The sequence below is a fragment of the Photorhabdus machadonis genome (assembly GCF_052657765.1).
In genome coordinates this window covers 3,601,344-3,614,240 of record NZ_CP199761.1, presented here as the reverse complement: position 1 = coordinate 3,614,240, position 12,897 = coordinate 3,601,344, and the positions used below count along the sequence as shown (strand labels likewise).

Below are 12,897 nucleotides of genomic sequence, written 5' to 3'. Positions count from 1 at the left end.
ATCATCATATGTGTTAGTTATATTAAACTTTAATCATTGCCAACATGTCTTCGCCGTCTTCATCCATACCGACTTCAACAAAACCAAAGCTGGCATAAAAGTTTTGTGCGACAGGATTTTTCGGGTTGTAACAGATTTCGATCTCTTCCAATCCATTTGTTCGTCTAATTTCATCCAAGGCTAACAGCATTGCTTTGCGTCCAATCCCCTTGTTTTGATAGTGTTGATCCACCATAAATCGCCAAATCGATATTCTCCTGTCCGTCTCAGGCACCCACATAAAAAATCCAACAGGTTTGCCGTCTAAGCAAATAGTGCGTGTTTGGTATGAGGGATGGAATTTTGATTCAACGAGTGACCACGTATTGTCTGCAACATATTCATACTGGTGCTTGGTTACACTGAGATCACAGACAGCTTCGTAGTTGCCCTTATCCACATCAGTAAGGGTTATATACATGCAATATCCTTTTGAGTTAGCTCATTTTTGCAAAATAAACGTAGGTATTATCTCATGTTCGCTCAGAGAGAAATAGCTGGCTACCAGAGTAAGTCCGATTGAATTTGGCGGCATCCAGCTATCAATATTTACTATGCTATCAGGTAAATTTTATAAAGTTTGACCGCTGTCAATCTTGATGATTTGCCCTGTCATTGCTTCTGCTTTTAATAACATCAAAGTTATTTCTGCAACATCTTCTGGTGTTGAGATGCGTTCTAAAGGCAAATTTGCACAGAGGGTTCGCATTTTCTCCTCCAGCCCTTTCCACCACCTGGTTTCGACCGCGCCTGGTGCCACGCAGTTAACCCTTATGGAGGGTGCCAACGCACGGGCCAATGATCTTGTGAGCCCGTGAATGGCTGATTTGGAAACCGCATAGGGAATAGAAGAACCATAGCCGGTTTCGCCGGCGATACTACCGACATTCACGATAGCACTACCCGCTCTTTTCCTAAGATAAGGTGCTGCATACCGGCAACAATGAAATGTGCCTTTCACGTTAACGTCAAGAATGGTATCCCAAATACTATCGGGTATAGATTCGAGATCATCAAATTGAAGTTGCTTTGTTATCCCGGCATTATTAATTAGGTAGTCGATGCCGTTAAATTTTTCAGCAACAGTGTTGATCATTGTCTGCACAGCGGATTCGTCGGCAACATCGGCTTTTATTGCTATGGCTTGCCCTCCGTCCCTGATAATAGATTCTGTTGTTTCCTGAGCTTCAAGTTTACTTTGTGAATAGATAACCGCCACAGCAGCACCTTGTTGCGCCAGCATGATACTGATAGCTCGTCCTATACCGGTTCCACCTCCGGTAACAATTGCTGTCTTACCTTGGAATTCTTTATACATAAAAAGCTCCTTATTAATAATATTGGTATATGTAACATGACAAATCATACATTTCTGGCAGCGGCTTGACAGTATCATTATGGCATTATTGAGAGCAGGCTCAGTTTATGTTACGCGGTAACAGCCTGATTTGACTTTAGTAAAGGTGAACGAATAGAACGGAGCATGAGATTTCAAATACTTTGTCGTCCCAGAGATTGTAACCCAAGGCTTACTGAATACTTTATTAAAGGGAAGAAATAATTTACGCTTTTATATAAATTTTCTTAATAAGAAGAGTGTATTGTATTTGATTTTTGTTATAACTTGTGAAAAACAAATTAGAAAATGATGTTTTCATGACGATGAACAATTCAACTTCTCCCCAGCAGAATCACCGTTATCAGGCTTTTCATATCGCAATGAGTGGTTTTTTGGCGCTGGTTGTTGCTATGGGAATTGGACGTTTTACCTTCACTCCTCAAGTTCCCTTACTGATCGCAGAATCCCAGCTTAGTCTGACTGGCGCGGGTATCGTCGCCGCTTTTAACTATCTGGGATATCTGGCGGGTTCCTATGATGCGATGCGGGCGCGCCGTTTTATTGAATATCGGCTCTGGGCAGGATTATGGGGAGTGGTCATTATCACGTTGCTCTCTGCACTGCTGGATGGGCCGATATTACACAGTGTCGCCCGTTTTTTTATTGGTTGGGCAAGTGGCTTGACATTAGTGCTGGTGGCGGCATGGGTAAATGAGCAGTTAGCCAATTTGAACCGTCCTGCATTGGGTGTTGCCATATTTGCGGGACCTGGCGTCGGGATATTCGTTACTGGTATTCTTGCTGTCGGAATTCAGGCATGGCAACTGAGTGCTGCCGAAGCATGGATGTTGTATGGCATGTTGGCGCTGATTGGTAGTGTTTATATCAGTCGGTATCTGCCCCGTAGCGGTAAACTACACCGTTCACCCGCTGAGGTGAAGAAGCTGATTTGGACACCAGCAATTAAGCGGTTGGTATGGAGCTACAGTTTGGCGGGGTTTGGCTATATTTTACCGGCCACTTTTCTTTCGCAAATGGCCAGTGAGCGTTTCCCTGGCAGCTTGTTTGCTCAGTTTGTCTGGCCAATATTTGGTGGCGCCGCAGTCATCGGCATCGGTTTCGCTATTCTGACCCGTCATATGCTGACAACCCAAATCCGGCTGGCAATCACTTTATGGATCCAGGCCGCAGGGATTCTTATCGCTGAGATTGTACCGGGAATAAGTGGTTTGGCATTAAGCGCTTTGCTGATTGGTGGTGGTTTTATGTGCGCAGTGCAAATGGCATTTCAGTATGGGCGTGAACTGGCGTCAGAACATAGCCGTTATATGGCCGGGTTGCTGACGACAGGCTATGCTATTGGGCAGCTTGTTGGGCCGGTGCTGTCAGCGGTTTCCACCGCGATAACCGGGAAACTGGAGCCTGCGCTGTATGTGGCATTGATCACTCTGGTGATTGCTGGGTTGTTAGTTTGTCATAGGAATAAACCCACTGGTGAGGCTGGTGTATAATGCCATGAAACGCGCATGCAAATATCAGTTTATCCCACATCACAGCAAACTGAATTGTTGGCTCAGACGCTTGGTTGTGCTATACCAATCATGGCCGCGATGTTAACGCGGCGCGAAATATCAGATTGCCTTAGTTATGGTACTAATGACTCAAACATCAATTTCACTACCCGCCAGATAATGGAAAGTAATACCTTTGGAGAAAATAATGTCATCCCTAAGTAAAGAAGCCGAGCTTGTGCATTCGGCGCTGGAAGCTCGTGGTCTTGAAACTCCTCTTCGTGGTCAGGCGCTGGCACCGGAAGTGCGCAAAGTGCGTATTGAGGAGCATATGACGGAAATTATGAAACTGTTGAATCTTGATCTAAATGATGACAGTTTGGCGGAAACCCCCAGTCGTATTGCGAAAATGTATGTTGATGAAATTTTTTCAGGGTTGGACTACAGTAATTTCCCGAAAATCACATTGATAGAAAATAAAATGAAAGTGGATGAAATGGTGACGGTGCGTGACATCACGTTAACCAGCACCTGTGAACATCATTTTGTCACTATTGATGGTAAGGCGACTGTTTCCTATATCCCGAAAGATAAAGTGATTGGATTATCTAAAATTAACCGCATTGTGCAGTTTTTTTCGCAACGTCCACAGGTACAAGAGCGTCTGACCCAACAGATTTTGATTGCATTACAGATACTGCTTGGTACCAATAATGTTGCTGTATCTATTGATGCGGTCCATTACTGTGTGAAAGCCAGGGGCATCCGTGATGCAACCAGTACCACGACAACGACATCCTTGGGGGGGTTGTTTAAATCCAGTCAAAATACCCGTCAGGAGTTTTTACGCACGACACGCCATTTGTAGTTTTTACATCGGGATATAAAAATGACCCGCCAGAGAATTGATTCACTGGACAGTATTCGTGGTCTGGCGATTCTGGGGATATTGCTGCTCAATATCTCCGGTTTTGCTTTGCCATCTGCGGCTTATTTGAACCCGGAATATCATGGTTCAGCTTCTGCAACTGATTTAATTATCTGGTCTGTGCTCAATATCTTTGCTCAGGGAAAATTCCTGTGTATTTTTGCCTTCTTATTTGGTGCAACACTGGAGTTACTACTACCAAGGGGAACAGTCTGGAACTATCCACGATTAATCATACTTGCCCTGATTGGCGGGATACATGGCATCCTGTTCTGGGATGGTGATATTTTACTCTCTTACAGTTTGGCTGGTTTTTTGAGTTTTCATCTGATTAGTCAAAATAGCACCAGTAGCCAGTTATTTATGAAAGGCGCTGTTTTTTATCTGATTGGGTTAGCGCTGTTATTTATTCTTGGTTTTTTTTCCAGAGGTGAATCTAACGATGCTTGGCGACCGACTGAATGCCATGTGCTATACGAAATATTCTGGAAAACGGGTGGTGGATGGCTGGCAGTGGAAGAGCGTTTCAATCAGGTCATGTTGATGATGGTCATGCTGTTTGTTCAGTATGGCTGGCAACTGATCGGCATTATGTTATGTGGTGCCGGATTAGTGCGTAATGGCTGGCTGAACGGTGAATTTCCGGTGAGCCATTATCGAAATGTGGCGCTATTGCTGATACCACTCAGTTTTGCTGTCCAGATATCCTCTGTGGCGCTCCAATATGCGCATGGTTGGGATTACTTTTGGTCAGGTATTGTTGGCTATATCCTTTCTGAGTTGGTCATTCCATTTCAGGCGCTGGGTTATATTGCGCTTATCTATGGTTTCTGGTCGGTAATTGCATGTTGGCGAATTAATCGCTGGCTCAGGCAGGTTGGACGAATGGCGATGAGTAATTATTTACTACAAACTTTAATCTGTACTGTGTTGTTTTATTACTTTAGATTATTTGGTCAATTCAGCCGCCTGGAGTTACTGGCATTTATTCCATTTATTTGGACAGTGAATGTGTTTTTTTCATGCTGGTGGTTACGCCGTCACCGGCAAGGGCCATCAGAATGGCTGTGGCGAAATGTTACGGCGGTATTGGCACGCTCCTTTTAGGCTGGGTTTTGTCCATTTCCCGCAATTCTTCCGGGGTTACCGCCGGATAATCAGTGATGTCTTCTGGTACTTTATGTGGAGCAGGAATTGGGATCAAAGGGCCCAGGAAACGAGGTTCGCGTTTCAAAATATAAAGATCAGTTAAGGCACCAAGGCGGGCAATGATTTCACGTAACCGGACGGTAATCATATTCTTAGGTGTGGAAACCGCATAGCACTGAGCGTCAATTCCCATATGCATAGCGATAAACAGCGCCCGTTCGCAATGGAATCGTTGAGTGATAATCGTAAAATCATTGGTGTTAAAAACTTTACGGGTTCTGACTATCGAATCAAGCGTTCTGAAACCCGCAAAATCCAGCACGATGTTTGTGGTAGGAATACCTGCTTTGACCAAATCCCTGCGCATGGTGACAGGTTCGTTATAACTTTGCTGGGCGTTGTCGCCACTCAGTAATAGATATTTGATTTTGTCGCTGTTATAAGCATTAACTGTCCCCTGAATGCGGTACATATAATACTGATTGGGGGCACCAGAATGGTAGTATTTAGACGTACCAAGCACCATACCCACTTCACGTTCAGGAAGTTTTTTGAGGTCATCAAAAATATAAGGGGCCGTTTTCCAGCTAATCCAGCGATCAAGTACTATAGCGGTGAGCATCAGCATCCCTGCGATGAATAACAGACCAATTATCAGGCGCTTCCACATGCTTTTGCCTTTAATATGCATCAATGACTAATATTGACTAAAGGCTACTTTACCTGAAATTCCGAAGCAAGTTTTCTCTATAAGAAAAAAGCCTGACAGTGATTTTTTGTCGTCTGTTTCTTGATATTTTATCCCGCCGCAATCGGCAGGCATCGCGTCAGGGACGTCAGAGGGTGGCCTTGATTCATATTTCCTGTCTTTAAGGCGTTGCAGTGGCTGCGGATATACTGTAAAACCCGATTATTAATGTAAGCGAGCAGTCAAATGTTGAGATTGAAAAAATATCGGAAAATTAAGGCATTAAAATAAATTCGATAATAATATTCAAGTTAAGAATAAGTATATTCTTTTTGTGAATTCTGGTATGTTATTTTTGATTTTTACATGTTTTACTTTATACTTAATGTTGATGTTAAATAATAATATATTGCCGGATTTTTTTCTGCGATAGATATGGCTATTCTAATCTGCCAGGGATTTATGAGAGATTATGTTGTCTATTTATCATTACCATTGAATATTAAATTGATTGTTCTTAAAGTTATAGTAAAGTTTGTAAAATAAAAACATTGTCATCAGAACTGCCTCTATTGTTAAATATGGAATTAGTAAAATAACTTAAATATATATCTATATCTATTTTGGTGATTAATATCGTGTTGATTAAAAGTGCTTTTACTGGATAGAATGTTGGAATTAACATTTTCTGGTGTATTTTTATGTAGGAGAGTTTTCCAAAATCATGTTAAGTATAACAAGGTGACTTTTATGAAAAATGAAGTGATTTTATCTAATTCTTTGCGAGAAAGTGATCTCGATAAGTTATTTAATGATGAAGTGTTAGCAGTCCATGTGAAAAAATATGTAGATAGTCATATTTCAGATAAACTTTCTGATTTTTTCCTCTCTCATGAAAATCTAGAGCATTATCTTCATGATTTAAAAAAAGGAGATGAAATTGTTTTAGTCGATTATGGAGTTGATAGAGTGGGTGTGCCTTATAACACAACTTTTGGGAAATCCAAAGATAGTGATAGTTACAAAAGATATTTTGAGAATGCATTACCCGCAATAAGAAACGTCAGAAATTTCTGTGCTCCAATGCTGGCACCTTTCGATAAATTTCGTTTAGAACTGGATGAAGTATGGTCTGCGGGTGCCAGTATTGCAAATTTTGAAGGTAAAAAGATGCATGCGGGGATTGCCAGAGTCATGAGAAGACCAGAACTCTCTATCATGTCTGAAATACAACCTCACTTTGATGGCCTTCAACAACAATCTGTCAATTTGCTAGGGCAATTTTCTGTAAACATATATATAAAAATACCTGTAAGTGGAGGGGAATTAGAGTTGTGGGATGTTCCTGCTATTCCTATTACCGAATTGATTGAAGATAGTTCAGAACATGATTGGCGGGGTTCTCTTCCTCCATCTATTTGTATTAAGCCAGAATTGGGAGATTTAATAATAATAAACACCAGGAAACCTCATGCAATTCGTAGCTTTTCTGAAGGAAGCAGAATATCATTGCAAAGTTTCATCGGCGTATCAAAAAATAAACATCTAATGTTATGGAATTAATGATATTGTTGATGTAATTAGCATGTTGGGAATATTTTTTCTTTTAGGGGTTGGGAGTGTCAGATCCCAATCCTATAAATATGGTAATTTTGTTTATACCCGTCATCTTTCAAGTTGCCTCTTTGTTGGCTGCACTCACTCACCCCGGTCACATTGTTATCTATGCTCCCGGGGATTCGCTCCCTTGCCGCCGCGATCCATCTTGAAATCCATAGGGTATAGTATTATTAATTTTGTGAATAAGAGAAATGAAGAAAATAGAATTATCATATTAAATTCGTAAAATATTTTTTTTGGGCTGTGAGTGTGCAACTCAATAATACTATATCAGTTAAGTATGATTTGGCAAAAATTGCTATAAACCTTCGGCTAATATGGGCGGAAATATAAGGCAAAAATCTTGAAGGGTTTTCAGATCGTAAAATGCCGCAATGAATATGCGGCATAGAGGTATAGTGGGTTTAAAGGCTGTGGTGCTCGTCGTTTCTGCCTTCTGGGCTTGTGTCTGACTTGCCAGGGACGAGTAACCGCCGATGACATGGGGAGCGCCTTGCCTGATCTGGGTGGATAATCGTCACAATGAAGTACGTTTATATATGCGATATTCCGGTTTCCAGAAGTTGCGTTCAATCGCTTCATTCAACGCACTGTCTGACGTGACAGTCGCAACACCTTGTATTTGCGCTTCTTTTGCAACTTGTTTCGCAATTTTGCGAGAAACTTCTTGAATATCATCAATGAGTGGCAGTAATGGGCCGGTACCGTTTTTAGCCAATGGTGAACAATCAGCCAGTGTCCGGCTTGCCACCATCAACATACCATCAGTGACGAGTTTGGCCCCAGAGGCAATAACACCTAAGCCAATTCCTGGGAAGATATAGGCATTGTTACATTGAGCGATCGGATACTCTTGATCTTTGTATTTTACCGGATTAAATGGGCTACCTGTTGCAACCAGGGCAGCGCCATCAGTCCAGTTGATAATATCTTCAGGACGGGCTTCAACACGGGAAGTTGGGTTGGATAATGGCATAACGATTGGACGTTCACAGTGTTTATGCATCTCACGGATGATCTCTCCTGTAAACAGACCTGCTTGACCTGAAACGCCAATTAATACCGTAGGTTTAGCATTACGAACAACGTCAAGCAGAGAGATCGAATCGCTGTTCACATCCCATTCAGCTAAGGAGTCGCTTTTTTGTACCAGTTTATTCTGGAAATCCAATAAATTTGGTAGCTTATCCGTCAGCAAACCGAAACGATCAACCATGAAAATACGGGCGCGAGCTTGCTCTTCACTTAAACCTTCTGATTTCATCTGGGCGACAATCTGCTCTGCGATACCGCAACCAGCGGAACCTGCACCCAGAAAAGTGACAGTTTGATCTTTCAATTGACGGCCTGCAGCACGGCTGGCTGCAATCAAGCTACCCAGTGTAACAGCGGCGGTTCCCTGAATGTCATCATTAAAGCAACAAATCTCGTGGCGATAGCGGTCAAGCAGAGGCATAGCATTTTTTTGTGCGAAATCTTCAAACTGTAGCAGCACATTCGGCCAGCGGCGCTTGACGGCCTGAATAAATTCATCAACAAATTCATCATATTCTGCGCCAGTAATACGTGGATGGCGCCAGCCCATATATAACGGGTCATTCAGGCGCTGAGGGTTGTTCGTCCCCACATCCAGGACTACTGGCAGCGTATAAGCCGGGCTGATACCACCACAGGCGGTATACAGGGAAAGTTTACCAATAGGAATACCCATACCGCCGATACCTTGGTCACCCAGACCAAGGATACGTTCACCATCGGTGACAACGATAACTTTTACATTTTGCTTAGTCGCATTTTGCAGCATGTCATCAATATGCGTTTTATTTGGGTATGAGATGAACAGACCACGGGCGCGGCGGTAAATATCAGAAAAATGTTCACAAGCTTCACCAACCGTTGGGGTATAAATGATTGGCATCATTTCGCTCAAATGTGCATCCAGCAGGCGGTAGAACAGAGTTTCGTTAGTGTCTTGAATATTTCGCAGATAAATGTGTTTATCTGCATCATTTTTGAAATCAAGATACTGCCGATAGGCGCGTTCAGCTTGTTCTTCGATGGTTTCAACCGCTTCCGGTAATAAGCCATGAAGGTTAAAGTTGCCGCGTTCTGCTTCAGTAAAGGCACTGCCTTTATTCAGCAGGGGAAATTCCAACAGGATGGGGCCAGAATAGGGAATATATAATGGACGTTTACTTTCGTGTTCCAGTTCCATGAATCTTACTCTTTGAACTAAATGGATAACAAGGTCAGCTATAGATCCTAAGAGATAGGAAAAATATGTACAGCAAATGTTACTTAATTAGAGGTATTATGAGTAAAAATGAGAGATAACATCCAGATTTAGCTAATAAAATGTTACGTTAACTATTTTTGTAGGAGATAATCCTCCATTAGGGTTATAGATATCTACATAATTTTCATAAAAAGGGGCGTTAATATTTCGTGTGCATTTGACTTCCTATCGCCGGGCGTGATGCCCGGCAAAGCCGTCGATACCAATTTCGTATACGCACGGTTGCAGCATGACTAGAGGAGTGCGAATGGGTAAGGATGCTAACCAGCAGGCTTTCCCGCTGCAAGGATGAAATTAATAGGTTTGTAATGATGGGTAGCGATCAGATTTCGCGCTTTCCAGCGATCATGTGCTGCCTGTAGGTTGATCCAGAAATCATCGTTAACTTCAAAAAGTGCTGCTAACATGCTTGCTTCTTCGACACTTAAGCGACGAGAATTATTGACAATTTGGCCGATAACTTTACGTGATACGCTCATAGCGCCAGCCAATTGCTGCTGAGTAATATTCATCGGCTTTAAAAATTCTTCGTTAAGCATCTCGCCAACGGTAGTCGGTTCTGCCGTAATAGTATCCATAGTGTCCCCCATTAATATTTGCGCGGATCTAGATAAACATCATATGCGGCACCATCACGCCAGCGAAAAATGAACCGCCACTGGATATTTACCCGTATACTTGACCAACCTTCCAAGTTACCGGCCAATCGCTCGTAATTATTACTGCGAGGTTGGAATAAAGACTTTTCTGTACTGGCTGCCTCCAACATACTGAGTTTGCATCGTAATTGCCCCTCAATACTGGTCGGGAATTCCCTACTTCTTTTGTTATAGAGGTAAAATCGACATAGTGAGCCATTTTCTCCATCCTTAAAACTTCCAATCATTGGCACACCTGTGACTGTATCCTTTGATAAGCATCACACTACACCAAAATGGAACATTATGAAGCCATTTTGGAGCATAAAGCTCCAAAAATAAACATGACCTATAGCCATACTTTACAGGTTTATCAATCCTGCAGAATACCCTTCAATTGTTGCCAGAATATCCAGTTGGGGAATTGACCTGATTAACTTCAGATGTTTTGAGGTCGGTTCAGCGATATTGAGATACCTATGATCTGAATAGAGGGAAAAGCGCATTTTTCTCTGAATTCAGAACGTGTGGTACTCAAATTTACTACATCCTAGTGCAGCAAGTGTGGATTGAGTTGCACTTTGTTGGGACAGATCGCTGTTTTTTCCCTCAACTAATACTGATCTTTCGATGGACAGACAATCACCACCAGAAATATTCATTAAGATCAGGGCAGCTTGCAATGGGGGTAAGCTTGGGTTAAAAGCGGCATTTTCTGCATAACGCCCAGGATAGATTTTTCCATCTTTTCCCAGCAGTGCTATACCACTATATGAATTGCTGTATGGGGCATGGCTTCGGTTTGCTGCATCCAGTGCGGTTAGTACGAGTTCATCAGTAGTTTTTAGTTTATGACCATGGTTAACCGGATCCATCAACAGGGTAGTGATACCCAAATCGTTTGGACCAAAGGCATCTGGTAAATAGTCACCTAATGTTGAAGGTGCCTGTTTTGGCAGATGCACCTCTAATTGTGTGCCACTATTAAGCTCATTCATAAACTGGCGGCAGTGGCCGCATGGAGAGTAATTAACCGTGATAGAGGTCAGTTTTTTCTCACCGCGTAACCAGGCGTGAGTAATAGCAGACTGTTCAGCATGAATAGTTTGCTGTAATGGCACATTGGTAAATTCCATATTGGCACCGAAGTAGAGATTTCCGCTTTCGCCTCGGGCAATTGCGCCGACATTAAAATGTGATATCGGAGCCAGAGAACATGCCGCTGCAAGTGGCAGCAGGGCGATAGCCAATGTGTTATCGTCAAAGCCACCGGTTTTCTTGACAGATTCAGCTTGTTCAGCCGTGAACATGGCAGGAAAGACGTCGTTTCCTGCATAGGGTAAAAGTGCATCCTGTAGTTTAGATGGTAACTGTGCCCAGATAGAGTGAAAGCGAGCTTGCATAGAATGATCTCCAAATTAACTTAAGATTATTCTAGGCGCGCTGATGAGATTTATAATGTGATGTTAATCACATAAACAATGAAAATTATGTAATTAAAGTCGGTAATTGAGAGATTTGTATCAAATTTTCTAACTTGTAATTAACTAAATAGATATAACAACACTGGGAATATAAAAGGGGCGGTCAGCGAAGTAATGATGCCACAGGTCATTAGTGCTAATGAACTGTATGCGCCTTCAACAAAATTGACTTCTGTACAACGGGCGGTGCCTAAAGCATGTGATGCGGTTCCCATTGCTAAACCGCGGGATGCTTTGGTTTTCACTTGCAAGAGGTCGAACAGGTTATGACCAAATATTGCCCCAAGAATGCCGACAAAAATGACGCAAGCGGCACTGATTGCCGGAATACCACCGATAGCATCGGCTACTGCCATTGCTATTGGCGTAGTGACTGATTTAGGCAGTATCGAAGCGGCTATTTCAGGTGTTGCGCCCATCCATAATGCAATCGCCGTACCTGTAACCATAGCGACAATACTGCCGATAAAACAGACACTGATAATGGACTTCCATTGGGTGCGGATCTGGTGCAATTGTTCATATAACGGGTATGCCAGCGCAACCACTGCGGGCTGGAGCAGATCATTAAGAATTCGGCTGCCGGCGAAATAGTGTTCATAGGGGATATTGGTTATTAACAATATTGGGATCAGTACCGCGATAGAAACTAATAAGGGATTCAGAATAGGCATTTTGAATCTTAGTGAAAGTTTCCTTGCGGCGTAGAATACAATCAATGTTAATGGCAGTGACCACCAAATATGACTTAACATATTTATTTCTCTTGTTTTTCTTGTTCAGTCTTAACTTTTGATACAGAGCCAATAATTGGACGTTCGCGGTGAACATAATGGGAACTGTAAGCAACAATAATCATAACAATTGCGGTGCTGATCAGGCATGAAAGGACAATCGGTAATATCTGTTGGCTGAGTTGATCGTAATAATTCATAACGCCGACACCGATAGGCAGAAACAGCAGGGTCATATTTCTCAGTAACAGACTGCAACCTGGTCTTGCCCAGTGGGCAGGGATCAATTGGAAAGCCAATAAGACAAACAATATCAACATACCGAGAATACTGCCGGGAACTGCGATGGGTAACAGAGCAGAGATGGCATTGCCTGCCAACAAACACAGGTAAATCAGTACAAATGCTCGCAGGTACTGCCAACCTATAATCAGTACTTCACGAAACGACATAACAAAATTCCTAATTTTA

General features: G+C 42.4%; 14 protein-coding genes. 5 read left to right on the top strand and 9 right to left on the bottom strand.

The window, feature by feature from the left end; translation table 11 throughout:
• Positions 1-22 precede the first annotated feature (22 nt).
• Both ACUN2T_RS17125 and ACUN2T_RS17120 read right to left on the bottom strand, forming a co-directional pair.
• Positions 23-460 carry a GNAT family N-acetyltransferase gene (locus tag ACUN2T_RS17125; RefSeq protein WP_445494195.1) on the bottom strand — a complete coding sequence of 146 codons (438 nt, stop codon included), beginning with the start codon at positions 458-460 and terminating at the stop codon, positions 23-25.
• A gap of 150 nt (positions 461-610) precedes the next feature.
• Positions 611-1,357 (bottom strand): SDR family NAD(P)-dependent oxidoreductase, encoded by a 747-nt coding sequence (locus tag ACUN2T_RS17120; RefSeq protein ID WP_445494194.1) that lies wholly within the window; start codon positions 1,355-1,357, stop codon positions 611-613.
• A 344-nt stretch (positions 1,358-1,701) separates the two neighbouring features.
• Between ACUN2T_RS17120 and ACUN2T_RS17115 the strand changes: the two genes are divergently transcribed.
• Genes ACUN2T_RS17115 through yeiB form a run of 4 tightly spaced genes read left to right on the top strand, consistent with a single transcriptional unit; the run spans position 1,702 to position 4,924 of the window.
• Entirely contained in the window at positions 1,702-2,889 is a 1,188-nt protein-coding gene (locus tag ACUN2T_RS17115) for a YbfB/YjiJ family MFS transporter (RefSeq protein WP_445497904.1), read from the top strand.
• A 15-nt stretch (positions 2,890-2,904) separates the two neighbouring features.
• Complete coding sequence (locus ACUN2T_RS17110; RefSeq protein WP_445494193.1) at positions 2,905-3,114, top strand: hypothetical protein; 210 nt, start codon at positions 2,905-2,907, stop codon at positions 3,112-3,114.
• Entirely contained in the window at positions 3,098-3,757 is a 660-nt protein-coding gene (gene folE / locus ACUN2T_RS17105; RefSeq protein ID WP_445494192.1) for a GTP cyclohydrolase I FolE, read from the top strand. The genes ACUN2T_RS17110 and folE overlap by 17 nt, the downstream gene beginning before the upstream one ends.
• 21 nt (positions 3,758-3,778) lie before the next feature.
• The gene (gene yeiB, locus ACUN2T_RS17100; protein ID WP_445494191.1) at positions 3,779-4,924 is read left to right on the top strand and encodes a DUF418 domain-containing protein YeiB; all 1,146 of its coding nucleotides are present in this window, start codon (positions 3,779-3,781) and stop codon (positions 4,922-4,924) included.
• Here yeiB and sanA read toward each other — a convergent pair.
• Positions 4,896-5,636, bottom strand: coding sequence for an outer membrane permeability protein SanA (gene sanA / locus ACUN2T_RS17095; RefSeq protein WP_445494190.1), 741 nt, complete (start codon positions 5,634-5,636; stop codon positions 4,896-4,898). The two genes, yeiB and sanA, sit on opposite strands and share 29 nt — an antisense overlap.
• Positions 5,637-6,404: 768 nt before the next feature.
• On the opposite strand from sanA, the gene ACUN2T_RS17090 reads away from it, so the two are divergent.
• Positions 6,405-7,217, top strand: a complete 813-nt coding sequence (locus ACUN2T_RS17090) for a 2OG-Fe(II) oxygenase (RefSeq protein WP_445494189.1) — start codon at positions 6,405-6,407, stop codon at positions 7,215-7,217.
• A 574-nt stretch (positions 7,218-7,791) separates the two neighbouring features.
• On the opposite strand, the gene ACUN2T_RS17085 is transcribed toward ACUN2T_RS17090, so the two are convergent.
• The 6 genes from ACUN2T_RS17085 to ACUN2T_RS17060 form a co-directional block, all read right to left on the bottom strand.
• Positions 7,792-9,489, bottom strand: coding sequence for an NAD-dependent malic enzyme (locus ACUN2T_RS17085; protein WP_445494188.1), 1,698 nt, complete (start codon positions 9,487-9,489; stop codon positions 7,792-7,794).
• Between the two features lie 341 nt (positions 9,490-9,830).
• Positions 9,831-10,148, bottom strand: a complete 318-nt coding sequence (locus tag ACUN2T_RS17080; RefSeq protein ID WP_445494187.1) for a HigA family addiction module antitoxin — start codon at positions 10,146-10,148, stop codon at positions 9,831-9,833.
• Positions 10,149-10,159: 11 nt separating this feature from the next.
• Positions 10,160-10,456 (bottom strand): type II toxin-antitoxin system RelE/ParE family toxin, encoded by a 297-nt coding sequence (locus ACUN2T_RS17075; RefSeq protein ID WP_445494186.1) that lies wholly within the window; start codon positions 10,454-10,456, stop codon positions 10,160-10,162.
• A gap of 270 nt (positions 10,457-10,726) precedes the next feature.
• Positions 10,727-11,611 carry a cytidine deaminase gene (gene cdd / locus ACUN2T_RS17070; RefSeq protein WP_445494185.1) on the bottom strand — a complete coding sequence of 295 codons (885 nt, stop codon included), beginning with the start codon at positions 11,609-11,611 and terminating at the stop codon, positions 10,727-10,729.
• Between the two features lie 140 nt (positions 11,612-11,751).
• Entirely contained in the window at positions 11,752-12,447 is a 696-nt protein-coding gene (locus tag ACUN2T_RS17065) for a CidB/LrgB family autolysis modulator (protein WP_445494184.1), read from the bottom strand.
• Positions 12,448-12,449: 2 nt separating this feature from the next.
• Positions 12,450-12,878 (bottom strand): CidA/LrgA family protein, encoded by a 429-nt coding sequence (locus ACUN2T_RS17060; protein ID WP_445494183.1) that lies wholly within the window; start codon positions 12,876-12,878, stop codon positions 12,450-12,452.
• Positions 12,879-12,897: the final 19 nt, after the last annotated feature.

Coding starts and splice junctions, on each gene's coding strand:
- ACUN2T_RS17125 (WP_445494195.1), bottom strand. CDS start 460: ATGTATATAACCCTTACTGATGTGGATAAGGGCAACTACGAAGCTGTC.
- ACUN2T_RS17120 (WP_445494194.1), bottom strand. CDS start 1,357: ATGTATAAAGAATTCCAAGGTAAGACAGCAATTGTTACCGGAGGTGGA.
- ACUN2T_RS17115 (WP_445497904.1), top strand. CDS start 1,702: ATGAACAATTCAACTTCTCCCCAGCAGAATCACCGTTATCAGGCTTTT.
- ACUN2T_RS17110 (WP_445494193.1), top strand. CDS start 2,905: ATGCAAATATCAGTTTATCCCACATCACAGCAAACTGAATTGTTGGCT.
- folE (WP_445494192.1), top strand. CDS start 3,098: ATGTCATCCCTAAGTAAAGAAGCCGAGCTTGTGCATTCGGCGCTGGAA.
- yeiB (WP_445494191.1), top strand. CDS start 3,779: ATGACCCGCCAGAGAATTGATTCACTGGACAGTATTCGTGGTCTGGCG.
- sanA (WP_445494190.1), bottom strand. CDS start 5,636: ATGTGGAAGCGCCTGATAATTGGTCTGTTATTCATCGCAGGGATGCTG.
- ACUN2T_RS17090 (WP_445494189.1), top strand. CDS start 6,405: ATGAAAAATGAAGTGATTTTATCTAATTCTTTGCGAGAAAGTGATCTC.
- ACUN2T_RS17085 (WP_445494188.1), bottom strand. CDS start 9,489: ATGGAACTGGAACACGAAAGTAAACGTCCATTATATATTCCCTATTCT.
- ACUN2T_RS17080 (WP_445494187.1), bottom strand. CDS start 10,148: ATGGATACTATTACGGCAGAACCGACTACCGTTGGCGAGATGCTTAAC.
- ACUN2T_RS17075 (WP_445494186.1), bottom strand. CDS start 10,456: ATGATTGGAAGTTTTAAGGATGGAGAAAATGGCTCACTATGTCGATTT.
- cdd (WP_445494185.1), bottom strand. CDS start 11,611: ATGCAAGCTCGCTTTCACTCTATCTGGGCACAGTTACCATCTAAACTA.
- ACUN2T_RS17065 (WP_445494184.1), bottom strand. CDS start 12,447: ATGTTAAGTCATATTTGGTGGTCACTGCCATTAACATTGATTGTATTC.
- ACUN2T_RS17060 (WP_445494183.1), bottom strand. CDS start 12,878: ATGTCGTTTCGTGAAGTACTGATTATAGGTTGGCAGTACCTGCGAGCA.